The 23,608-nt window shown below is 47.1% G+C and carries 23 protein-coding genes and 8 pseudogenes; 24 read left to right on the forward strand and 7 right to left on the reverse strand.

What is annotated here, in order from left to right:
* The 5 genes and pseudogenes from NBA72_RS05540 to NBA72_RS05560 all read left to right on the forward strand — a co-directional run.
* Positions 1–944 (forward strand): annotated as a pseudogene (locus NBA72_RS05540) (RHS repeat-associated core domain-containing protein); the annotation flags it as partial.
* Positions 945–1,196: 252 nt separating this feature from the next.
* Positions 1,197–1,274, forward strand: a pseudogene (locus tag NBA72_RS05545) (hypothetical protein); the annotation flags it as partial.
* A gap of 13 nt (positions 1,275–1,287) precedes the next feature.
* The gene (locus NBA72_RS05550; protein ID WP_023203424.1) at positions 1,288–1,809 is read left to right on the forward strand and encodes an SMI1/KNR4 family protein; all 522 of its coding nucleotides are present in this window, start codon (positions 1,288–1,290) and stop codon (positions 1,807–1,809) included.
* 243 nt (positions 1,810–2,052) lie between these two features.
* Positions 2,053–2,577, forward strand: a pseudogene (locus tag NBA72_RS05555) (DUF4329 domain-containing protein); the annotation flags it as partial.
* Between the two features lie 18 nt (positions 2,578–2,595).
* Positions 2,596–2,904, forward strand: coding sequence for a hypothetical protein (locus NBA72_RS05560; protein ID WP_023216761.1), 309 nt, complete (start codon positions 2,596–2,598; stop codon positions 2,902–2,904).
* A 58-nt stretch (positions 2,905–2,962) separates the two neighbouring features.
* Here NBA72_RS05560 and NBA72_RS05565 read toward each other — a convergent pair whose 3' ends face one another.
* Entirely contained in the window at positions 2,963–3,208 is a 246-nt protein-coding gene (locus tag NBA72_RS05565) for a hypothetical protein (RefSeq protein WP_023216760.1), read from the reverse strand.
* Between the two features lie 126 nt (positions 3,209–3,334).
* On the opposite strand from NBA72_RS05565, the pseudogene NBA72_RS05570 reads away from it, so the two are divergent.
* From NBA72_RS05570 to NBA72_RS05595, 6 genes and pseudogenes are all read left to right on the forward strand, one after another.
* Positions 3,335–3,507: pseudogene (locus NBA72_RS05570) on the forward strand (RHS repeat-associated core domain-containing protein); the annotation flags it as partial.
* Positions 3,508–3,531: 24 nt separating this feature from the next.
* A complete protein-coding gene (locus NBA72_RS05575; protein ID WP_129369132.1) occupies positions 3,532–3,825 on the forward strand; it encodes a hypothetical protein in 294 nt (97 codons plus the stop codon).
* Positions 3,826–4,326: 501 nt separating this feature from the next.
* Positions 4,327–4,551: a hypothetical protein gene (locus tag NBA72_RS05580; protein ID WP_001538166.1), complete on the forward strand. Its 225-nt coding sequence runs from the start codon at positions 4,327–4,329 to the stop codon at positions 4,549–4,551.
* A 92-nt stretch (positions 4,552–4,643) separates the two neighbouring features.
* Complete coding sequence (locus NBA72_RS05585; protein ID WP_042948221.1) at positions 4,644–5,111, forward strand: sugar tyrosine-protein kinase; 468 nt, start codon at positions 4,644–4,646, stop codon at positions 5,109–5,111.
* A gap of 29 nt (positions 5,112–5,140) precedes the next feature.
* A pseudogene (locus NBA72_RS05590) lies at positions 5,141–5,298 on the forward strand (RHS repeat-associated core domain-containing protein); the annotation flags it as partial.
* Positions 5,299–5,428: 130 nt separating this feature from the next.
* Entirely contained in the window at positions 5,429–5,707 is a 279-nt protein-coding gene (locus tag NBA72_RS05595) for a hypothetical protein (protein WP_077917538.1), read from the forward strand.
* Positions 5,708–5,773: 66 nt separating this feature from the next.
* On the opposite strand, the pseudogene NBA72_RS05600 reads toward NBA72_RS05595, so the two are convergent.
* A pseudogene (locus tag NBA72_RS05600) lies at positions 5,774–6,088 on the reverse strand (SymE family type I addiction module toxin).
* A 91-nt stretch (positions 6,089–6,179) separates the two neighbouring features.
* Between NBA72_RS05600 and NBA72_RS05605 the strand changes: the two are divergent.
* The 11 genes and pseudogenes from NBA72_RS05605 (at position 6,180) to NBA72_RS05655 (ending at position 15,890) form a co-directional block, all read left to right on the forward strand.
* Positions 6,180–6,338, forward strand: a complete 159-nt coding sequence (locus NBA72_RS05605) for a transposase (protein WP_239644047.1) — start codon at positions 6,180–6,182, stop codon at positions 6,336–6,338.
* Positions 6,272–6,842, forward strand: a pseudogene (locus NBA72_RS05610) (integrase core domain-containing protein); the annotation flags it as partial. The gene NBA72_RS05605 and the pseudogene NBA72_RS05610, both read left to right, overlap by 67 nt.
* Positions 6,843–7,597: 755 nt before the next feature.
* A complete protein-coding gene (locus NBA72_RS05615; RefSeq protein WP_042948217.1) occupies positions 7,598–8,092 on the forward strand; it encodes a lipoprotein in 495 nt (164 codons plus the stop codon).
* A gap of 131 nt (positions 8,093–8,223) precedes the next feature.
* On the forward strand, positions 8,224–8,721 hold the full coding sequence (locus NBA72_RS05620) for a Saf-pilin pilus formation protein SafA (protein ID WP_042948215.1): 498 nt from the start codon (positions 8,224–8,226) through the stop codon (positions 8,719–8,721).
* A 74-nt stretch (positions 8,722–8,795) separates the two neighbouring features.
* Positions 8,796–9,536: a pili assembly chaperone SafB gene (safB, locus tag NBA72_RS05625; RefSeq protein WP_000691917.1), complete on the forward strand. Its 741-nt coding sequence runs from the start codon at positions 8,796–8,798 to the stop codon at positions 9,534–9,536.
* 23 nt (positions 9,537–9,559) lie between these two features.
* Positions 9,560–12,070, forward strand: coding sequence for a fimbrial biogenesis outer membrane usher protein (locus NBA72_RS05630; RefSeq protein WP_042948212.1), 2,511 nt, complete (start codon positions 9,560–9,562; stop codon positions 12,068–12,070).
* Positions 12,071–12,091: 21 nt separating this feature from the next.
* Positions 12,092–12,562 carry an AfaD family invasin gene (afaD, locus tag NBA72_RS05635; protein WP_000266936.1) on the forward strand — a complete coding sequence of 157 codons (471 nt, stop codon included), beginning with the start codon at positions 12,092–12,094 and terminating at the stop codon, positions 12,560–12,562.
* Between the two features lie 407 nt (positions 12,563–12,969).
* Positions 12,970–13,791, forward strand: a complete 822-nt coding sequence (locus NBA72_RS05640; RefSeq protein ID WP_000119391.1) for a polysaccharide deacetylase family protein — start codon at positions 12,970–12,972, stop codon at positions 13,789–13,791.
* Positions 13,792–13,873: 82 nt separating this feature from the next.
* Positions 13,874–14,111, forward strand: a pseudogene (locus tag NBA72_RS05645) (PerC family transcriptional regulator); the annotation flags it as partial.
* Positions 14,112–14,607: 496 nt separating this feature from the next.
* Positions 14,608–15,555 carry a LysR family transcriptional regulator gene (locus NBA72_RS05650; RefSeq protein ID WP_000970302.1) on the forward strand — a complete coding sequence of 316 codons (948 nt, stop codon included), beginning with the start codon at positions 14,608–14,610 and terminating at the stop codon, positions 15,553–15,555.
* 119 nt (positions 15,556–15,674) lie between these two features.
* Positions 15,675–15,890 (forward strand): hypothetical protein, encoded by a 216-nt coding sequence (locus NBA72_RS05655; RefSeq protein ID WP_001575654.1) that lies wholly within the window; start codon positions 15,675–15,677, stop codon positions 15,888–15,890.
* Between the two features lie 3 nt (positions 15,891–15,893).
* On the opposite strand, the gene pagN is transcribed toward NBA72_RS05655, so the two are convergent.
* From pagN to fadE, 4 genes are all read right to left on the reverse strand, one after another.
* The gene (gene pagN / locus NBA72_RS05660; protein WP_000787605.1) at positions 15,894–16,613 is read right to left on the reverse strand and encodes an adhesin/invasin protein PagN; all 720 of its coding nucleotides are present in this window, start codon (positions 16,611–16,613) and stop codon (positions 15,894–15,896) included.
* A gap of 345 nt (positions 16,614–16,958) precedes the next feature.
* Complete coding sequence (locus tag NBA72_RS05665) at positions 16,959–17,366, reverse strand: Spy/CpxP family protein refolding chaperone (protein ID WP_000788200.1); 408 nt, start codon at positions 17,364–17,366, stop codon at positions 16,959–16,961.
* Positions 17,367–17,675: 309 nt separating this feature from the next.
* Entirely contained in the window at positions 17,676–18,443 is a 768-nt protein-coding gene (locus NBA72_RS05670) for an amidohydrolase (protein WP_000015789.1), read from the reverse strand.
* Between the two features lie 108 nt (positions 18,444–18,551).
* Complete coding sequence (fadE, locus tag NBA72_RS05675) at positions 18,552–20,996, reverse strand: acyl-CoA dehydrogenase FadE (RefSeq protein WP_042948209.1); 2,445 nt, start codon at positions 20,994–20,996, stop codon at positions 18,552–18,554.
* Positions 20,997–21,235: 239 nt separating this feature from the next.
* Between fadE and lpcA the strand changes: the two genes are divergently transcribed.
* A complete protein-coding gene (gene lpcA, locus NBA72_RS05680) occupies positions 21,236–21,814 on the forward strand; it encodes a D-sedoheptulose 7-phosphate isomerase (RefSeq protein ID WP_000284051.1) in 579 nt (192 codons plus the stop codon).
* 230 nt (positions 21,815–22,044) lie between these two features.
* Positions 22,045–22,794, forward strand: a complete 750-nt coding sequence (locus tag NBA72_RS05685) for a class II glutamine amidotransferase (protein WP_042948208.1) — start codon at positions 22,045–22,047, stop codon at positions 22,792–22,794.
* Here the strand turns inward: NBA72_RS05685 and dpaA are convergent.
* The gene (gene dpaA, locus NBA72_RS05690; protein WP_001225658.1) at positions 22,765–23,505 is read right to left on the reverse strand and encodes a peptidoglycan meso-diaminopimelic acid protein amidase; all 741 of its coding nucleotides are present in this window, start codon (positions 23,503–23,505) and stop codon (positions 22,765–22,767) included. The genes NBA72_RS05685 and dpaA overlap by 30 nt on opposite strands.
* Between the last annotated feature and the right edge of the window lie 103 nt (positions 23,506–23,608).

The following is a 23,608-nucleotide window of genomic DNA, read 5'->3' on the forward strand; positions in this document are numbered from 1 at the left end:
GCCCGGCGCGGCAGGGCTGCGTGACGTCGAGGGACTATTACTGGAACAACCACGGCGAGGTGGGCACGATTGACGACAGCCTGCGTGGCAGCGTGGTGTACAGCTATGACAGAAGCGGTTACCTGACCGGACGCTCAGGTCAGATGTATGACCACGACCGTTATTATTACGATAAGGCGGGCAACCTGCTGGATAACGAAGGGCAGGGAGCGGTGATGAGCAACCGGCTGCCGGGCTGTGGTCGTGACCGTTACGGTTATAACGAGTGGGGCGAGCTGACCACGCGGTGCGACCAGCAACTGGAGTGGAACGCGCAGGGGCAGCTGACGCGGGTCATCAGCGGCAACACGGAGACGCACTACGGCTACGATGCGCTGGGGAGGCGAATCCGCAAGGCGACGTACGGGCGGCACACGGGCCATACGGCGCGGAGCCGGACGGACTTTGTGTGGGAGGGGTTCAGGCTGTTGCAGGAGAACGTGCAGCAGCAGGGCTGGCGGACCTATCTGTACGATGCGGAACAGCCGTACACGCCGGTGGCGAGCGTGACGGGAAAGGGAGAAAGCAGGCAGGTGTGGTATTACCACACGGATGTGACGGGCACGCCGCAGGAGGTGACGGCGGCAGATGGAACGCTGGTGTGGGCGGGGTATATCAGGGGGTTTGGAGAGAATGCGGCGGACATCAGCAACAGCGGGGCGTACTTTCACCAGCCGCTGCGGCTGCCGGGGCAGTATTTTGACGACGAAACGGGGCTGCATTACAATCTGTTCAGATATTATGCACCGGAGTGTGGCAGGTTCGTCAGTCAGGATCCGATTGGGCTGAATGGAGGTATTAACCTCTACCAATATGCACCGAATCCGTTAAGCTGGATTGATCCGTGGGGTTTGATCGGCAAGCCGTTGAATTCTCCATTAACGGATAAATGGTTAGATAAGGGAGGAAGTATCTGGCAGGAGATTGATGGTCAGACATGGGTATATCAAGATAAATATGGCAATGTAGTGAGGTATCCGGATGGATATCCAGACTTCAGTCCTTATGAGGTGCAACATGTTGATGTCCCCGATTTAAAAGGGAATCACCGCTTGGGTCCATCAGGAGATTTTGGCAAAGCCAATGCTTTAGCTCCCAAAGGGGCTGCCGATTTGGAAGTTAATACTTGGCATCATCATCAAAACGGAGTCACCATGCAAGAAGTTCCTAAAGACATACATAGTAGATTTACCCATCGGGGTGGTGTCTCAAATATTAGAAATAAATGTTTGTAAATGTGGAGTGCATATGCCTGTTTCATGTGGTAATGGTTTAGCCGAAAACCAAATTAGAGATCTGGAAAAAAATTTTTCATTATCATTTCCCGATGACTATAAGGATTTTCTGTCTCGGTATAACGGGTTTGTTGTTAAGCAGCCTGATTTTTGTGAATTTGACTATGATTCTGTTGATGATGGGGCCATTGCCTTTTATGCGTTATTCGGATACGGAATTTCAAATAGAAACGATGAATTAGTTTACCAGAATAATGAATATCTCGACGAGATAGATTTCATAAGCAATGCATTTATTATCGGCTCCGACCCGGGAGGAAACTACTTTGTCTTAGTATGTGAAGGTGAAAAGAAAGGCGTTTATTATTGGGATAGGACTCATTTACACTCGGAAGATGATTTACAAAAATTTGATATAAATGCTGAGAATGTAAGTGGGCCTCTCTATAAATTTAGTGATAACTTCTATGACTTTTTTGAGAGACTAGTTATAAATACGTTAAGCGCAGGGATGAAGTTGTACCGAGACTTGTAGTGTAAATGGAAGATCTTGGGTGTCATATGCGGTTGATGAAAGTATCAGCATGATGAAAAAATGACTGATTGTTTTTTTGCCCTATGATATTACCCATCGGTTAATGGATAGAATAATACTCATAAAGATGGAATGCTGATTAGAGTAAGACGATAGCATATGAACTATGATGCAGTGTTTTTTGTCATTTACATACAAAACTGACATTATGTTCCACAATCTGATTAGATCCACTATCCTTATCCAATCTCGCTGAGGGGCGGAATAAACTTATATGCGTATGCGCCGAATCCGTTAAGTTGGATCGATCCCCTCGGATTAAGGAAATCATGTTCAGGTTTTTCAAGTGCGGATGATGCTGCGAGATCTGCTCTAAGTAAATATAATCCGATGTCCATATTTAAAAACAGAGAGTACGGCGGAGTTATATTTAGAGCTAAAGATGGTTCTTACGGATATACACGTGGTCGTTTAGGAACCAGCAGAACAGCACCAACATTTAAAGACTCCGCAGGTGGTTTACCCAAAGGTTCTACACCAGTCGGGCAATATCACACGCACGGCGATTATTCAGATGCGGGTTTTAACCGGACGAATAAGGCAGGAGATTATCATGATAGTGATCAATTTTCTTCAAAAGATATATTTATTCATAATCAGGCAAATGGTTATTATCCTGGCTATACTGATGCTTTAGGAGCGCTAAGTGGCGGGTTCTGGAAGATTTTTGGTAGAGTCAGCGGCCCTGATGATGCGGTACCGTTATAAGGTGCGGGGGGAGATCTGATGAATAGAAAAAATCGTTGTGTTCTTGAGATTGATAAAGAATTAACTCCGTTCTTATTTAATGCAATTATAGCAATTAAAAATAGTGAGTGGAGTAAATTATACGATGTGGAAAATTTTTATTTGATTTTCAATCCTATTATCCGTAAAACAGAAAATGTAGAGTTCTATACTATTACATTTTTATCAGAGGAAATCACTCAAGATAACTGGATGGATATAGGTTCTGGTGGTATTGAGGTTAAAGAGGTAAATGTTAACATAAACGTAAAGACTAAAGAAGTCATCTCTATATATGGTGGTCGTTAGTATATTGGTCCGAGAGATATTCTCAAACCTCTTTTATTATTAATCCCCGGTCAGTCCACTAAACAATCACGTCCCACATCCCCTTAACTACCTGTTCAGCCTGATAAAGCTGTTCGCACAGCTTCTGCACCTCGTTACCGTCCGCCATTAGCACAATACACCCGTCCGAAATCTTCACCGTCACGCTGCGCCCGGTCTCAAATCCCGCTTCTTCCTGGCAGTCGCCGCTGGGGATTTGTGAGTAACAGGTGGTCATGCAGGTTTCGCTGTTGATGTGGCGGACGCTGGCGCCGGAGGCATTCATATTTGCTGACTAAATAAATTCTTAATTCTCCGCCGGATGCTGGCTGATTGTGGAGCTCAGGGTGAGTGAGTATGGGCGCGACATCCTGGCACTGTGCCCCCCTCTCCCCGGCCAGTGATGAGCAACCGGCTGCCGGGGCCGTATTTTGACGATGAAACGGGCCTGCATTAAAATCTGTTCAGATATTATGCACCGGAGTGTGGCAGGTTCGTCAGTCAGGCCCGACAGGGCTGAAAGGGGGATTAAATCCTTACCACTATCCGTTGAATCCCGTCACAGATACAGATCCGCTGGGATTGTTTACATGTGAATTATGTAGTCGCATGATAGATGAGACTAATAATAGTCTGGATAGTCTTCCATTTAATCCGGCAAAAATGTTAACGGCTAGTTTAAATATGGCTAATTCTGCAAGATTGCACGCAAGTGGGGTAGCCAAACTCGGGATAGGTATTGCTGCTGATGGATTGGTTATATTGTCTCCAGTGGGCAATGTTTCTCTGGCATGGGGGCGTGGAATATCAAATTGGCAACTGCTTCATATAACAGGGCAAATTTATGATTATCAGAATCACTTAATGAAACCGACAAGGATAGGAGCTGGAGAAATTTATTAGGTGTATTGCCTTATAGTGAACAGTTTGACGATCCAGATGAGCCATCAATTAGCGATTTGTATAAAGAGAAATTCCATAACATGATGGATTCTCCAATGAATTTCATCAAAAAGATAGGGACATTGATGTTTGATGAATATGATTAATAAAATATCCATGTTGATCTTTATTATTGGAAGTATAATCGCGATAATATGGGTATTATATGCCAATTTATCGAAAAGAGGGATGTTTAGAGATAATCTTAAAAAAATAATCAAGATAATATGTGATTTATTTTGGGGGATAGGCTGATAACTCTGAGTAAAGAATATCAGAGACTGTACATGAAATTATTAATCCTTCGTTGAATAAAAGCCGGGAAATCATTATAGGCGGATAACCGCATCACGGAAGATATGTAGTAACTGTACCGGTATGACTGTTACGGGAGGCTGACGCCAGAGCAGATGGCGGGGCAATTGGAGCTGGAGTACACACCCCCAAAGGAAAGAGAGGTTTGTGCGTATTATTCATTGTGTGATCATAGCGGTACAGGTACTTCTGCTGGTTTGTTATTCACAATATCAGCCCCTGATGCTGATTTATTACCAGGAATATCAGAGTCTGGAGGGGATTCTTATGGAGGCACTTCTTGCGGGAATGGCTTATACAGATGCTTGTGATCAAAATGATAGTTATAAATATACAAAAGGTGTGAGTATGGAACCCGGATTTGGAGACTAGGGGGAACTCACATGCTTCCGGCATTCGAGGTGTCTATCGGAGATTTTCGATCTGATGGATAAGGAATATGATTGGTTATCAGGTGAATTCAAGTGAAAAGAAATAGATTTTTTCTATCGTTACTATTTATGGTGTTGATTGTGTTGTTCGTTATTCTATTTTTTACATGGTTAGGTAGAGAGAATATTAAAAATGATAGCGCTATTCGAGAAGTTGTGAAAGAAGAAGTTGATAAGCTTTTTTCTCTTTATAATAAAGGGGAGTATGCTGAGATATATGATTTGTCATGTGACTCTTTCAAAAATGCCACTGCGAGAAAAGATTTTTTAACAGTTATGGGAACTAAAATGAAAATACTCGGTGAATTTAAAGGGCGAAAACTTCAATATAGTAATGTCATTAATTCAAAATCCGTGGAGTTATATTATAGAGTGGACTATATTAACTATTCTTTAATTGAAGAATTTAACTATATTAAAAATGATGGACAAAAAATATGCTTGCAAGCAATGTTTACGGATGATGCGGGGAAACATGGGGAGGTAATTAAATTACATTAACGTGTGATAACTCCAGTTAGAGCCTATCCCAATGCGATGAAGAATTGGGGCTGTATTATAACTAGCATCGTTTCTATAATCCGGGACTGGGAAGGTATATTACGCAGATCCAATAGGGCTGAAAGAGGGATGGAACCGATATCATTCTCCGCTGAATCCTATTACAGATAGTGATCCTCTTGGCCTTATTACTTGTGGTGCTGATAGAGGTGATTCTGGCAAGTTATTAAGATGAAAAATGGTTGAAAATAATTGCGTTAGTGAATGCTCATTTATGCCTTTACCTACAAAAAGTAACGGATTTGCTTGCTGGAATTGTGTTAACGAATGCAAATAAAATCAATGCTGTTGATGTTTTTACTACAGGAATAAGTATGGTTAACGATAAGGATACAGCTATATTAATTAGTGATTTAATGTTGAGATTCGGTAAGGAGCTTGATGAATCTGTTGCTGTTGTTCAGTCCCGTTGTGATGAGGATGAATTTAAGGTATATCGAGAAGCGGTTGGTTTTATCATGGGTGAAATGCTTATTAAAATAATGAATCCATTATATGAAAAACATCCAGAAATAAAACCAAAAGGATTGAAATAAAACATCTGGAACCGGATGAATAATGTGTAAAAGCCGGAGGGGTTATCTATTCCCGGCTTTTTATTATCAATTACTCATTAACTCCTGTTCCGTTCTTTTACGTTTAATCACCGGAATATCTCCGGTATTGTTCAGCGCCCCCAGAAATTTTTTTAACCACTGTTCTGCATTCCGTTTATTAATGCGGGTTACACCCATCCCTTCAATACAGCCAAAGAGTCCGCGGGTATGCTGCGGCGTAATCACGATGCAATCCCTCATTACCCGCACCTTGACGGGCATCCCGTTAATAAACCCCGCCTGCGGCATCTATTCACCGTACAAACGAACTGAAAGTCTCTCAACGCGTGAGTATGTAAGTATCCCGCATAATCGAGCCATTCACATTTAGAGATCATCCGACATAATCAATCTGCCAACGCAGGAGATCGCTGTGCGTAAAGCCCGTATTACTGCGCACCAGATCATCGCTGTGATTAGATCAGTCGAATCCGGACAGACTGTTAAAGATGTCTACCGGGAGGCCGGTATTTCTGAAGCCACCAGGGACAACTGGAAGTCTGGATACGGCGGCAGGGATACGCGTGGAATCACAAAAGGCTCCACCGTATTTACTGTCTGCTCAAGCTGAATTTTCGCCGTAAGGGTAAACAACGGCTGCCGGTACGCAATCCCTCGCCACTGGTCACGCCGGAAGCGCTGAACCAGAGCTGGTCTGTGGGCGTCGTTTTCGCACGTTCAATGTTGTTGATGACTGTAATCGTGAAGCGTTGTCGATTGAAATCGATCTGAATCTGCCAGCTCTGCGAGTGGTCCGTGTACTCGACAGGATTACAGCAACCGCGGTTATCTGGCCATGCTGCGTATGGATAAGGAACCGGAATTTATCTCGCTGGCACTGGCTGAATGGGCAAAGAAACATGCAGTAAAGCTGGCGTTTATCCAGCCGGGTAAGCCGAAGAAAAACGTTTTCATCACGCGCTTTAACCGGACATACCGTACAGAAATACTCAATTCTTATCTGTTCAGAACGCTGAATGAGGTGCGGGAAATTACGGATAAAGGGTTATCAGAATATAACTGCGAACGTCCACATGAATCGCGGAACAATATGATACCGGAGGAATACCGCTAACAACATTATCTGGCATGCATGGAACTAAAACGGGTCTATTTACAGGGGCACCTGCGATGAATTTCGCTGCACTGAAAAGCGATACCGGATGAGAGTTGCTTCAAATTAATGTGCCATGTTCACGGGGAGGTGGTGCGACGTTTGCATAATCCAGCAAGAACTGAAAGGAAGGGGAGAGCTTTTTCATTCCTGTATAATCAGTCTGGCCTGTGTCAGTCAGCTCTTAGTGTTGAGACTCTCGTTGGAGCGTTATAATTGCTTTTCCGTTTCGGAAAACAAGGTTTTCCATTAAAGATCTTCCCTGCGAGGAAAAGTTAACTAATAATCTTACCATCGAGTTAGGAGATGTAGGAGATGTATGTTTAAATATAAACAATGTTGCAACGATGCCTGATAATTATCCTCTCTTCGAAGATAAGTTTCCCACACCCAGTGTGGTGGGTTTCATTGTAATGTTATCACTTGAATGTAAATGGAAGGTATAATTGCTTTTTGACTGGCATTCTATTCCACCCTGACAATACGATGTTAACATCAATGCTGGTTATATTGGCAATAACGCAATTTTTTTCAGATTAAGAGGTGCTCTGATATATAGATTTTTATGACATTACTTGTTTGAATTGGTAACAAATACCAATAAGTACAAGTTGTTATTACCAGTCACGGATTTTCCCATATGGTAAAATTATGTTATGGCATCATAACATTCTGGATGTGCAATTTTAACTTAGTTTTAAAGAGGTTTCTTTTCAATGAAAAACGTAAAAAAATTAATTATCGCAAGCGTGTTGAGCATGATAACTGCTAGTTGTTATGCTGGTTCAATCGTGGTGGGCTCAGAGCAACAAAGTTCAGTGGATATTGGCTTTGTCTCTCCCCAGCAGTTGAGCGTAACATTTGCTCCAGTGGCGGGCTTAAAGGCTGGGGTGATTAAGTCTAATACGGAGATTGCGACTATTGCAGTTAGTTCTGTTGCTGCTAAACAATTCGCGATCTCAGCGGATTTTAAGGCAAAGGATGTCATGAATGGCGATACATGGACTTTATATGGTAAAAATACTGGCAAAGGAATCAAAGTGTATTTCTATGGTGAGACAACCTCACCAAAGGGGAATGTAAATTACAATGGGCATCAGTGGATCATATATGATATTAACGACAAACTTGGTGTTAAACTAGCTGGAGATCAGAACATCCCAGCTGATGTCTTCCCAATGACTGTAAACATAGCGGCATATCAAGCTTAATAGTAAGCAACTTCTATTAAGTATTATTAAGTCTTAAAGTATTCCCAGCTACAGGCTTTTCTGTACGGTGAATTTTGGTATGACATTATTCATTCTTGATGTCTGGGGGATTTTGAAAAGGTGGATTTCCGATGAAAAACATAAAAAATTTAATTATCGCAAGTGCATTAAGCATTATGGCTGCTAGTTGTTATGCCGGCTCGCTCGTGCCGAATACAAGCACTGGCGTGTCGGCGGATGTAAATTTCAGTAATCCTGGACAACTACAAGCACAGCTTACTCCAGTGTCTGGCTTGGTGGCAGGGCCTCATAAGGGTGATGAGGCTATTGCTATGCTTTTGGTAAGCGGTTCGAGCAAACAATACGCGGTAACGGGAGATTATTCTAAACCTGAAGTAGTGGGCAACGACAGCGATGTGTGGACGGTAACTGGTAAAAGTGGTAATACCATTAAAGTTACCTTTGGGGGGGGAGGCTGTGCCAATAAAGGTTCATTAGTGGATGGTGCTTCGCATAAGTGGTGGGTATATGACATGGCAGATAAAGTCGCTGTGAAATTGTCTGGATCACAAACGGTAAAGGCTGATACTTATCCAGTGACGCTACACATAGCGGAGTATCAAGCTTAATAGTAAACAACTTTTATTGCGCCTTATTAAGGCGCAATAAATATCAAGTCATACTTTTTTTTATAACTTGTAATATGAAAATTATTAGTTTTGGTGTAATGGCGGCTGTTTTATTCGTCTCTAATTCTATAACTCCTCCAGTGTATGCCTCTGAGCAGAAATTAAATTTAAACACTAAATCATTCAGCGTGAAGCTGGGGGCTACACGGGTGATTTATCACGCTGGTACAGCTGGAGCCACGCTCTCGGTGAGCAACCCGCAGAATTACCCTATTTTGGTTCAGTCTTCAGTCAAAGCAGCAGACAAAAGTTCGCCTGCTCCCTTTTTGGTGATGCCGCCTCTATTTCGTTTAGAAGCGAACCAGCAGAGTCAACTGCGTATTGTCCGTACTGGTGGTGACATGCCAACGGATCGTGAAACTTTACAGTGGGTCTGTGTAAAGGCGGTACCACCCGAAAATGAACCGTCGGATACACAGGCTAAGGGCGCGACCCTTGACCTCAATTTGTCCATCAACGTCTGTGATAAGCTGATTTTCCGCCCGGATGCCGTGAAGGGGACGCCGGAAGATGTTGCAGGAAATTTAAGATGGGTGGAGACGGGCAACAAACTTAAGGTGGAGAACCCCACCCCGTTTTACATGAATTTAGCCTCCGTCACAGTAGGGGGAAAGCCCATTACAGGGCTTGAGTATATCCCCCCCTTTGCTGACAAAACACTAAATATGCCAGGTGGCACTCGTGGTGATATCGAGTGGAGCGTTATTACAGACTTTGGTGGTGAAAGTCATCCGTTCCACTACGTCCTTAAATAAATCCAGGGGCTTAGCGGCAGAATATGAAGTTCAAACATCCTGCCTTGCTACTGTTTATCGCGGGAGTGGTTCACTGCGCAAATGCGCACACTTACACATTCGATGCATCAATGTTGGGCGATGCAGCGAAAGGGGTTGATATGTCGCTCTTTAACCAGGGGGTACAACAGCCAGGGACTTATCGAGTGGACGTAATGGTGAATGGTAAACGTGTCGACACCCGTGATGTGGTGTTCAAATTAGAAAAGGATGGGCAAGGAACGCCTTTTCTGGCTTCTTGTTTGACGGTCAGTCAGCTTTCACGCTACGGCGTAAAAACGGAAGATTACCCTCAGTTGTGGAAAGCAGCAAAGACCCCAGATGAGTGTGCGGATCTGACCGCCATTCCACAGGCTAAAGCGGTACTGGATATCAATAATCAGCAACTGCAACTGAGTATTCCGCAGTTGGCGTTGCGTCCGGAATTTAAGGGGATCGCTCCAGAAGATCTTTGGGATGATGGTATTCCGGCGTTTCTGATGAACTACAGTGCGAGGACAACGCAGACGGATTACAAAATGGATATGGTGGGGCGTGACAACTCTTCCTGGGTACAACTGCAACCGGGAATCAATATAGGTGCGTGGCGTGTCCGCAATGCGACCAGCTGGCAGCGGAGTAGTCAACTGTCGGGGAAGTGGCAGGCAGCATATACCTATGCTGAGCGTGGACTGTACTCACTAAAAAGTCGTCTGACTCTGGGGCAAAAGACTTCGCAGGGGGAGATATTTGATAGTGTGCCATTTACCGGTGTGATGTTGGCATCGGATGACAACATGGTGCCCTACAGTGAGCGGCAGTTTGCTCCGGTAGTGCGTGGGATTGCCCGCACGCAGGCTCGGGTGGAGGTCAAACAGAATGGTTACACCATTTACAACACCACCGTGGCGCCCGGACCGTTTGCACTGCGGGATCTGTCGGTAACAGACAGTAGTGGTGATCTGCATGTCACCGTGTGGGAGGCCGATGGCAGTACACAAATGTTTGTGGTGCCGTATCAGACCCCGGCGATAGCACTGCACCAGGGATATTTGAAGTACAGCCTGTTGGCGGGCCGATACCGATCGTCAGACTCTGCAACGGATAAGGCGCAGATCGCGCAGGCTACGTTGATGTATGGTCTGCCGTGGAACCTCACTGCATACGGCGGTATACAGAGTGCAACGCACTATCAAGCTGCATCGCTTGGTTTGGGGGGATCTCTCGGGCGGTGGGGGAGTTTATCTGTCGATGGAAGCGACACACACAGTCAGCGTCAGGGGGAGGCGGTACAGCAAGGAGCCTCCTGGCGACTGCGTTACAGCAACCAGCTGACTGCGACGGGGACAAATTTTTTTCTGACGAGATGGCAGTATGCCTCGCAGGGCTATAACACCTTATCCGATGTGCTCGACAGTTATCGACATGATGGCAACCGTCTATGGTCGTGGCGAGATAATTTGCAGCCGAGCTCGCGTACCACCCTGATGTTGAGTCAGTTATGGGGGAGGCATTTGGGCAATCTGAGTTTAACCGGTTCCCGTACCGACTGGCGTAATCGCCCCGGTCATGATGACAGCTACGGACTGAGTTGGGGAACCTCTATCGGAGGGGGCTCGCTGTCATTGAACTGGAATCAAAACAGAACGCTGTGGCGCAATGGCGCGCACCGTAAAGAGAACATAACCAGCCTGTGGTTCAGTATGCCATTAAGCCGCTGGACGGGGAATAATGTAAGTGCTAGTTGGCAGATGACTTCACCATCACACGGTGGTCAGACGCAACAAGTGGGGGTCAACGGAGAGGCATTCAGTCAGCAACTGGATTGGGAGGTGCGTCAGAGTTACCGTGCCGATGCCCCGCCAGGTGGTGGTAATAACAGCGCATTGCACTTGGCATGGAATGGGGCTTACGGCCTGTTAGGTGGTGACTATAGCTACAGCCGGGCGATGCGCCAGATGGGAGTCAATATCGCGGGAGGTATAGTTATCCACCATCATGGTGTGACGCTGGGGCAACCTTTGCAAGGCTCAGTGGCGCTGGTTGAAGCGCCAGGGGCCTCGGGGGTGCCAGTTGGCGGCTGGCCTGGCGTTAAGACGGATTTTCGTGGCGACACCACAGTGGGCAACCTGAGCGTCTATCAGGAGAATACAGTCAGCCTCGATCCGTCGCAACTACCGGATGACGCAGAGGTCACACAAACCGATGTGCGCGTGGTGCCAACCGAAGGGGCGGTGGTGGAAGCGAAGTTTCACACTCGCATCGGGGCCAGGGCACTGATGACGCTGAAACGGGAAGATGGTAGCGCCATTCCTTTCGGGGCGCAGGTTATAGTCAATGGGCAGGATGGCAGCGCTGATCTGGTGGATACTGATAGCCAGGTTTATCTCACTGGTCTGGCGGATAAGGGCGAACTGACGGTGAAATGGGGAGCACAGCAATGTCGGGTTAACTACCAGCTACCTGCCCACAAGGGAATCGCGGGCTTGTATCAAATGAGCGGTCTCTGCAGATAGCCGATTCTGAAGGAGAGAATAATGTGGATGAAAATACAGCGAGTGAAAACGGTTATCTATAGCGTAAGCTTACTGGTCGCTGCCAGTAGCTTGATGCCGATAGCGAACGCCGCAGAAAAACTTCAGACAACGCTACGTGTAGGGACTTACTTTCGGGCTGGGCACGTGCCAGATGGGATGGTGCTTGCGCAAGGCTGGGTGACTTATCACGGCAGTCACAGCGGGTTTCGGGTATGGAGCGATGAGCAAAAGGCGGGTAACACGCCTACCGTATTGCTGCTGAGCGGGCAACAGGATCCTCGCCATCACATTCAGGTTCGCCTGGAGGGTGAGGGGTGGCAACCAGATACAGTGAATGGTCGTGGCGCCATTTTAAGAACCGCTGCAGATAACGCCAGTTTCAGTGTGGTCGTTGATGGTAATCAGGAAGTGCCTGCGGACACCTGGACGCTGGATTTTAAGGCCTGTGCATTGGCGCAGGAGAATACGTAGACATCTGTTCCACTCATACTTCCTGTATCAGTGAATAAGGCGAATACTGTATATCAGGCTCGAGGATGTATTGAAAATTTACTCAAGGTAAATATGGTTAGCAATCTTCATTGCAGAAAAATCAATTGCTGATTCATTTTAAAATCTGAAATTCATCTTTTTTTGTAGGGAGAGGAATATTATGTTTCGTAAAATAATTTAACGGACACTGATGCCTTTATTATTTTCTGTTTTGTGGATTTGTTTGATTCACTCTTTTGTGAGCGGGGCTTTATAAGCCCCTGGTATAAGGTTTGTTTATCTGTCAGGTATTCATATGTGATATTTAAGATTTTATGTTTAGGGGGCTTTTTCTTGTCCCCTCAGGCGTAAAAATAATTTATTTTTTACATAAAGGAATAAAGCATATGTCTTATGCACGACATTTACCGGTATTAATGTATCACCATGTCAGTGATAAACCCGGACAGATAACCTTATCTCCCCGTACGTTCCGGGCGCAGATGAAATGGCTGGCTGAATCTGGCTGGAAGACCGTTACCGCTGCAGAGGTGGAAGCTTTTTATCATGGTGCAAGATTGCCTCGTAAAAGCGTCATGCTGACCTTTGATGGCGGCTGGCTGGATAACTGGTTGCAGGTTTTTCCGGTGCTGCAGGAGTTTAATCTGCATGCGCATCTCTTTCTTGTGACCAGTTTGATCAGTGACGGACCGGTCCGTATTCCTGCAGGCGAACCGGTGTACTCTCATGATGAGTGTCAGATGCTGGTTAAACAAGGCCGGGCTGATGAGGTCATGCTGCGCTGGTCAGAGGTCCGGGAGATGCACCTCAGTGGCCTTGTTGAGTTTCACTCGCACACGCACACCCACCGACGCTGGGACCAGAAACCTGTGTCCCGTAATCCGTCGGATTTGCTTCGTGTCGATATTCTTCTTAGTCGTAAGCGGATGAGGGAGATGCTGGGTTATTGCAGTCAGCATCTGTGCTGGCCTGAGGGCTGGTATTGTTCTGACTATATTCATGTGGCTGAAGAGCTGGGGTTCACATACCTGTATACCACAGAAAGGCGTATGAACAATCCAGTCATCGGTTCACAGCGTATTGGTCGTATCAACACAAAGGAGCGAAAGAATGTGGGCTGGCTGAAACGTCGTCTGTTTTATCACACCACGCCCGGATTTTCTTCGCTGCTGGCCCGGCATAAGGGGGCACGTCGGATAGCTGACTGAGCCGGAGACCAGGATGAAAGTGCTGCATACCGAATCCTCCCCCATCATCGGCGGGCAGGGGTTGTAGGCTATATCCCAAATGATGGTGCTGATTTTGAGCAGAAATAAGATAACACCGGAGGCCGTGATAGACCCGGTTGCGCAGAATCTGGAGGCAGCAGGTCACTGGCGCAGGGCTTCTACCCGCTGGCTTTTGGTCATGGGAGATTTTGAATGTACAGAGGCCCAGCGGGAGTGGTTGTTGTTGCGCCGGAATTATTGCCTTGCGCAGATATCTTCCCCTGGCACCAGTAAAGCTGGATATCAGCGACGTGACGAAATGAGAGGAGCCTGCACATAGGTTTATGTTTTGAGTAAGCGTCTTATTTAAACCGTCTGTTCTGTTTCCTCCACTTTCACAAATAATATCGAGCCGGGTGGGGGGTATGCAAGTAAGAATAATCTGGCGATGTTTTGCTTGTTTCCACGGGATACTTTGTTAGGTGAACGATGCAATTAATGTGCTCCAGACTGCGTCACAGAAAAGGAGAATGCCTTTGCAGAACGGGTGCATGACAATGAACCACTTTATTATTGAGATCTGGTTCGGCGACAACCTTGACGATCACTTCTGAGATAGGGTATTTACACTGAGTGGTAAACAGGTTCAATTAGTAACCGGAGATGGATGCAAAATCATGATCGATTCAGATGCTATTTTGCAGCCAATAGATTTTTTATTAAGATGATATCAAGGACATTGAGGCACACAATGACGCATCAGTAAGTCGTTGATAGCTCCTTTAATATAAGAATTTCTTTTATCAACGGAAGATAATGATGGAACTGATCAATAATCGTGGTATGCGAGACTGGATGATATTTATTAAAGTGGCGGAAGTAGGGAATCTTTCCCGGGCTGCGCGGGAATTAGATATTAGCATTTCTGCTGTCAGTAAATCGCTTAGCCGCCTTGAGAATTCTATTGAGGTTACTTTACTTCGGCGCGATTCACATCACTTAGAACTGACTGGAGCTGGTCAGACAGCCTATGCAAGCATGAAAAGGATAACATCTTCCTTTCAGTCCTTGCTGGATGAATTGCGAAATCCGGATAAAATTATCAGAGGGAGTATAAAATTTTCGGCTCCGGCTATTGTCTGTGAGTTTCTTGCCAATAAGTGGATATGGGAATTTACAGCTAGCTATCCGGATACAAAAATCTACCTGGATTCACGAGAGCGTAGCGATTTTTTTAGTAAATCCCTGGAGTTTGATGAGCTGGTTTTTAAAAGTGGCATAATCGAAAGTGAGGATCTCGTGTATCGAAAGATAAGCCCTTTAAAGTTGGTTCTTTGTGCGAGTCCGAAATATATCAGAAAATATGGCAGGATCTCACATCCTGGCGATTTGGAAAATCACATTATTGTGGGTCTTCACAACCATGGTCTTTCCGGACCTCTTACTCTTTTCCGTCAAGATGAATCATACACTATTAGTGGCGCTGTTAATGTTCATTTATCTTCCAATAATCTTTTGAGTGTTCTTAATTTGGTTTTAGAAGGAAAGGGTATCAACCTCATGACTCCGGCCTGGCTTGCCACCAAATACTTAAAAAATAATGAACTTGAAATTATACTTCCTGAATGGAGGGTTCCAGATCTCCCCATTTATCTTGTATGGCGTCATCGTCAGTATTATTCTCCTTTATTTCAACGCTTTCTGTCTTTTATTGAAGATAAATGGAATAATCGCCCACAAATTGATTTTCTGAATGATGATTAACCCGTTTGGAATGGTTTTGATACGTTCCTGACTTAAACCCACATGATGATGACTGAATTGAGGCATCGAGATATGCGACTGGTCAGCCAGTCGTCTTTTGACGGTGCCCAATACAAAACATGATGCCGACTGACGGAAATGATAATACCCGGAAACAGGACGGGGCTGTTTTTGGGCAGCCGGAAGTTAAGCCCATACCAGAAACGTTGCAGTGTACTGAAAAATGGCGCCAGGTTGCACCTGTTCAACGATTTTCTGAAGGCGCAGGAGTATTCATTACTGATATCCTCCATTGCGCCTTCGGGAACCCACAGGACCAGCTATTTTACCGATAGTGTTTAAAAGGCGTAAGTAATGCCGAGCATGAAGTCATTGGAGGCAGCCTTTGTGTCTGCATCATAAGCGGTATGTTCATCACCAGCATAGTGATTTTTTGAAATGCTTACTTTGCCGGCATTAATGTATTTATAACTGGCGTCAATCATAATATTATCTGTTACAGCATATTTTGCACCGATACCTGCGCCCCAGGCAAAGTTATTTTTTGAAGCAGACAGAGTTTCATTAATACCAAAACCAACAGGAATGGTGTTATTACTTAGCTTCACATGAGCGAGGCCAACACCTGCGCTGATATAGGGTGTAAATGCCGTACTATTGTGAAAATCATAATAACCATTAACCATGTAAGTGGTCATTCGGACCTGATTTTTTACATTTATGTGTACTGGCTGACCAAATGCAATAATATCCTGCCCGCCTTTAGCATCCGTCTCACCTCTGAAAGTGGTATCCAGTTCTAAACGTACTGGAAGCTGGAATGGGTCATAAAAGTCATAACCGATAGCAACCCCGCCGCCAAAAACGCCTTTGGTACGGTCAGGTAACGTTGCATGACCATTGACTATCTCATCCTGGCTGAAGGTTGAGTTGATTCCATAGACATTGACTACGGATGTCCCCGCTTTCCCGGTGATATAGATCCCTTCTTTTGCTGATGCAGTAGCGGACCAGGCTACCACAAGGGGAATGATGCAGACTGCGAAAAAGTTTTTCATTTCAGAACCTGCCTTAATATTGGGCTAAAAGACAAGTTTCACGGTATAGGGTGTGATATAACGATTACATAAACGAAGCCCAAAAAACGGTCTATTGTAACGCAGGGTTTTCTGTAAGCGGGTAAAAAATGAGATGAAGATTTTAAATAACAATACGATAATCGTCGGTATGGAAATCCATCTCCTCGCCAAATTGCCCAACGTATGCCAGCCCCACGTACGGTTTCACTTCTACGTTATGTAACGGGTAGTGTGAGATAGAGCGATGTTGTAAGAAAAAGATGAAGATGAATTTGTACCTGTCCTGGATAAAGCCCGTTATCCAGAAATAACGGGCAAAAATATTTACTCAAGTGCCTGGGCGAGATCTTGTTGTACCTGTTGACGCTGTTCTGGTGTTAAGACTTTGCTTAAATCAAAATAATATTTAACCCGATAATAGCGAGCCTGTTGTTCTATGTTACTGAAGGCTGCAAGCTGCTGTTTTACGGCGGCGTCATCCCATTTACCGGATTTAATTACCTCTATCAGCGCACCGTCTTTAATTCCCTTCATAGAAATCTGACTGACGTCGGTTTCCAGTTGTTGGTGAAGTTTTTTGATCCGGGTAATCTGATCGTTTGTCAGCTTCAGATGCTGGACAATAGGATCCTGGGCGGGCAGGGGAGGATTAGGAACAGCGGTGGCGAAAGCGCCAAAAGAAACGCCCGCCAGAGTCGCTGCCAGTAAAGTTGTGCGTACAAAGTTTTTCATGAAGATATCCTGATAAGGGAGTGATTAACCGTTTTTATTACCCACGAATGGCGAGCAATTATCTTAGAGCCTATCCCAGTAGGCGTTATTGGCGCAGCCAGTTTGGACACGGACAGCGCGCAAAAACCGGAGCGTACACGTAGTACGTGAGGATTTTGAGCACTGCCCAGGTCCAAAATGGCAAGTAAAATAGCCCTAATGGGATAGGCTCTTAGTCAGAATACGTTGCCTGCCACATTACGCCACGCGAATTTGTTTTACGGAGAGTTACGGAGTGAAACAATCCCGCCGCGGTGAGCGGCAGGTTGCTTACAAGGTGAATGGATCGGCATCGCGCCAGGCTGGAAATTTTTCGCGATAGTCCTGCAAGGCGACGAGAGAAAGATCGGCATCGATACGTGTCGCCTGGTGTGGTTCGGCGGTGGCGATAATGTCGCCCTGGGGATTAATGATCCGGCTATCGCCGCGATAATGTAGCCCGTTACCATCGGTGCCAACCCGGTTGCAGCCTGCGACATAAGCCTGATTTTCAATAGCGCGCGCCGTCAGTAATGTTTGCCAGTGTAGCGAGCGCGGCGCGGGCCAGTTCGCTACATACAGCGCCAGATCGTAATCATTGCGGTTGCGCGACCATATCGGAAAGCGCAGATCGTAACAGATCAGCGGCAGAATGCGCCAACCGCGCCACTGCACGATGATGCGTTTATCGCCTGCGGCATAATGTTGATGTTCATCCGCCATACGAAACAGATGGCGCTTATCATAGAGATGAACCTTGCCTTCCGGTTCAACCAGTAAGAAGCGATTTACGGCGCCGCGCTCAGTTTGTAGCGCCGCGCTGCCGGCAATCAGAGCGTCAGTTTGTCGGGCTTTGGCCTGCATCCACGTAATCACGCTATCTTGCGAAAGTGAGTTATTAGCGGCCTCCATCGCGAAGCCGGTGGTAAACATTTCAGGCAGAACAATCACATCCCGGCCAGATACGAGCTCTAGCTGTCTGTCAAAATGACGCAGGTTTGCCGGGCCGTCCATCCAGACTAAAGGTTGTTGCAACAGAGTAATTTTCAAACCAGACACGATCGGAGCTCCTCATTGAACAGCGTCTTTACACTGTAGCATGAGCAATAATAAAAAAGCGGCAAGAAAAAGCCCCGCGAAAGCGGGGCAGGAAAGACGCGAGACTGATTATGCGGCTTCGACTTTACGCACTTTCTCCGGCAGCTTTACCGGTTTGGTCGCCAGCGCTTCAGGTTCAAAATCATCAACGTTGATACTGCGCAGGCGGCTCTCTTCCGCTTTCGCCAGGATGGCGGCTTCATCTTTATCTATAAGCCCTTTCGCCAGCGCATTGCGCGCCAGTTCATCCAGACGAGTAAACGGCAGATTTTTACCCAGTTCTTTGCAGATGCGCTGGTGGATAGGGTCGGCAGCGATGACATCACGCAGCGCTTCTTCCAGTAAACCGACCGGATTATGTTCGGCGGGCGTCAGATACTGACCGCGCCCAATGCGTGAACGTGTGGCGTTCGGCACCTGCAGGATCTTCGCCACGGCGTGATCCAGCTTATCAGACGGCGCCAGATAATGACGGCCAGTCGGGAAGATCATCGCGGTGAGCAATCCGGCCACGACGCGGTTCGGGAAGTTCTGCAGCAGATCGTCCATCGCTTGTTCAGCACGATACAGCGCATCCTGTACGCCCCAGTGTACCAGCGGCAGGTCGGTTTCGTGGCGACCTTCGTCGTCGTAACGCTTCAGTACGGCTGAGGCCAGATAAAGCTGACTCAACACATCGCCCAGACGCGCGGAGATACGCTCGCGGCGTTTCAGGCTGCCGCCCAGTACCGCCATTGACACGTCAGACAGCAGCGCCAGGTTTGCGCTCAGTCGGTTCAGATGCTGGTAATAACGCTTCGTGGCGTCGCCGGTTGGCGTATGGCTCGTTAATCCGCGGGTCAGGCCAAGCCAGAAACTGCGGACGGTATTGCTGCCGACATGGCCAATATGTTTAAACAACAGTTTATCAAAGGCATTCACATCATTATTCTGCGCTGCGGCCATCTCTTCCAGTACATAAGGATGGCAGCGAATGGCGCCCTGACCAAAGATCATCATGCTACGGGTCAGGATATTCGCGCCTTCCACGGTAATCGCGATAGGCGCGCCCTGGTAAGCACGCGCCAGGAAGTTGCTCTCGCCCAGCATAATGCCTTTACCCCCAGTGATATCCATCGCGTCGATAATGGACTGCTGGCCGCGGTGGGTGCAGTGGTACTTCACGATAGCCGACAGTACCGCCGGTTTTTCGCCCAGCATAATGCCGTAGGTGATTAACGATGCGGCGGCATCCATCACATAAGCGTTACCTGCAATACGCGCCAGCGGTTCTTCAATACCTTCCATCTTGCCGATAGAAATTTTGAACTGACGACGAATGTGAGCATAGGCGCCGGTTGCCAGCGCGACGGATTTCACCCCGCCAGTGGAGTTGGACGGCAGGGTAATACCGCGTCCTACCGACAAACATTCCACCAGCATACGCCAGCCCTGTCCGGCCATTTTGGGGCCGCCGATAATATAATCAATAGGCACGAAAATATCGTTACCGCGGGTTGGGCCATTCTGGAACGGAACGTTAAGCGGGAAGTGACGACGACCAATTTCCACACCCGGCGTTGAGGTGGGGATCAGGGCGCAGGTAATACCCAGCTCTTCTTCTCCGCCTAACAATCTATCCGGATCGGAAAGCTTAAACGCCAGACCCAACACGGTAGCTATCGGCGCCAGCGTAATGTAACGCTTGTTCCAGGTCAGGCGCATACCCAGCACCTGCTGGCCCTGCCATTCGCCCATACAAACCACGCCGGTATCCGGAATGGCGCCTGCATCAGAACCTGCTTCCGGGCTGGTCAGCGCAAAGCAGGGGATCTCCTGGCCGCGCGCCAGTCGCGGCAGATAGTGATTCTTCTGCTCTTCCGTACCATAGTGCTGCAACAACTCGCCAGGGCCGAGTGAGTTTGGAACGCCGACGGTGATAGCCAGAATTCCGGAGACGCCGGACAGTTTTTGCAGTACACGGGACTGCGCATAAGCGGAGAACTCCAGCCCGCCGTACTCTTTTTTAATGATCATCGCAAAAAAACGATGCTCTTTCAGATAAGCCCACAGTTCCGGCGGCAGATCCGCCAGTTCATGGGTAATTTGGAAATCGTTCGCCATCCGGCACGCTTCTTCTACCGGACCGTCGAGAAACGCTTGCTCTTCGGCAGTGAGTTGCGGTTGCGGATAGTTGTGCAGTTTTTTCCAGTCTGGCTTGCCCTGGAACAGATCGCCTTCCCACCAGGTTGTACCGGCATCAATCGCTTCTTTCTCAGTGCGCGACATCGGCGGCATGACCTTACGGAAGCCGCGGAACACCGGTGCGGAAATCATTGATTTTCGCATCGGTGTGAGGTTAAACGGCACGAGGATAATGGCCAGAGGAACCAACAGCCAGATGGACCACAGGCCAGCGACGCCAAGTGCGGCGGTCCAGGCGAGCAGAATCAGGCTGCTGAGAAATAAACTCACGCGGTGATAGAACAATGCGCCGAGCAGAACAACCGTAGCGATAATACTCAAAATCATCATAACGAAAAGCTCCCTTGCTTGTAGGAGGTCTGACCACTTGTGATGATTAGGTTGTAGTGGATGTAAAATTTTTTAGCAATGTGTTTACAAAATAATTACAACAAAGCTCACATTGTTGCCGTTTTTGGGGGCACGAAAAATCAAAAGCGTGAGGCGTTAATTCGGCTTATGCTTCTCGCCTGTACTGCTATCCGGTACACTGCATACTGTCATTTACATTCATGCTGAAGGATATCCTCATGTACCAGGATCTTATTCGTAACGAACTGAACGAAGCGGCGGAAACGCTGGCTAATTTTTTAAAAGATGACGCCAATATTCACGCCATTCAGCGCGCGGCGGTCCTGTTGGCTGACAGTTTTAAAGCGGGTGGTAAGGTACTTTCCTGCGGTAACGGCGGCTCCCATTGCGATGCGATGCACTTTGCTGAAGAGCTGACAGGCCGTTATCGTGAAAATCGTCCGGGCTACCCGGCAATTGCGATTTCTGATGTTAGCCATATATCCTGCGTCAGTAATGATTTTGGCTATGACTATATTTTCTCTCGTTACGTTGAGGCGGTAGGGCGCGAAGGCGATGTCCTGTTAGGGATCTCGACGTCGGGTAACTCTGGTAACGTGATTAAAGCGATTGCCGCGGCCCGTGAAAAAGGCATGAAAGTGATTACGTTGACCGGCAAAGACGGCGGCAAAATGGCGGGAACGGCGGATATTGAAATTCGCGTACCGCACTTCGGTTATGCCGATCGTATTCAGGAAATTCATATCAAAGTGATTCATATTTTGATTCAGTTGATCGAAAAAGAGATGGTTAAATAACTATACCCGTCATACTTCAAGCTGCAGGTGCGTTGGTTGCGCTCAGAAACCCCAGGAGCATAGTTATCTATGCTCCTGGGGATTTCCTCCCTTACCGCCTTCCTGCAACTCGAATTATTTAGGGTATAGCATATTGTTTTCTTTGATATTTAGACTTTTGATTGGCTGTAAAAATTACGCCTTCCCGCTTAAGGCGTTAGTGGAGGTGATGTATGTGCTAACTGCTTGGGATGAGCGCCAATGTGCCGACGGATATCTGCTTTAGCTTCACCGGACTGGTGCAGCGTGGCGGCGGAACCGGGCCGCATAAAGACGGCTGGGGAATTACCTTTTACGAAGGAAAGGGCTGTCGCACGTTTAAAGATCCGCAACCGAGCTACCATTCGCCGATTGCGAAACTGGTACAGAATTACCCGATCAAGTCCTGCTCGGTTATCGCCCATATCCGTCAGGCTAATCGCGGTGAAGTGGCGCTGGAAAATACGCACCCTTTTACCCGGGAATTATGGGGACGCAACTGGACTTATGCTCATAACGGTCAGCTCAATGGTTATAAGTCGCTGGAAACCGGTAATTTTCGTCCGGTGGGGGAAACCGACAGCGAAAAAGCGTTTTGCTGGCTATTGTATAAATTAACGCAGCGTTATCCCCGCACGCCGGGCAACATGACAGCGGTATTTAAATATATTGCGACACTGGCGACGGTATTACGTGAAAAAGGCGTTTTTAACATGCTGCTGTCAGATGGGCGATATGTGATGGCGTTTTGCTCAACCCATTTGCACTGGATCACTCGCCGGGCGCCGTTTGGCGTAGCCACGCTGGTGGATCAGGATATGGAAATTGATTTCAGCTCACAGACCACGCCAAATGACGTGGTTACCGTGATTGCTACCCAGCCGCTAACGGGGAATGAAACCTGGCAAAAGATTATGCCAGGCGAATGGGCGTTATTTTGCCTCGGAGAGCGTATAATTTGAGGCCAGCTGTGGCTGAACGACTTCGTGACTCAACGGTTTGCTCACGACGTAACGCCCATCAACGATAGAAACAGTTGGCGGCTTATGCGTTTGTTCAAAATAATCGTAGCCGGGTTTTAGCTGCGCCCAGAAATCTTTGTAATATGAATATTTATGACGCTGCATATTGGCGTCGGTCATCCGGAACGGATAAATACTCACCTGCACGCTCGGCTGACCAAAGACCAGCGCGGCGGTGACAAACTGGAAAATCTCATCAATGCCGCTGTCGGTCATGGCATAGCAGCCGACGGAAACACAGGCGCCGTGAATCATCAGATATTTACCATCATAGCCATGCGCGCGATCGTAGGCATTGGGAAAACCAATGTTGATGGCCTTATAAAAACGGCTGTCTGGCTTGAGTTGATTGCGCTGAACGCTGTAAAACCCTTCCGGACTTTTAAAATCGCCCTGACGGCGTTTCGGGCCTAACCCACCGGAATAGTTGCAAATTTTGTAGCTATCAAGCAACTGGTATTGCTCACCCATTTTGACGTAGAGATCAAGAGTGCGCTCTTCTTTAAAAATCTGAATATAGACCGGTGAGCCCATTAACTGCTGCTTATACTCTTTACTGACCGGCGTGACGGGGCTGCTGCTGCTCAGCAAACCGGCAAACGAGACGCACGGCATCAGAAGCATCGCAAGAAAAAATGCGATTTTACGCATACTGCTTGTTCCTTGATAAAACGGTTACACACGCCAGAACGGCAAAAGAGTCCCCAAATCGGAGTAATCTGGATTTGGAGCGCTCACATTAGCACCACGGCAG

The organism is Salmonella sp. NW1250, from assembly GCF_051812965.1.
In the GTDB taxonomy this organism is placed as follows: Bacteria; Pseudomonadota; Gammaproteobacteria; order Enterobacterales; family Enterobacteriaceae; genus Salmonella; species Salmonella enterica.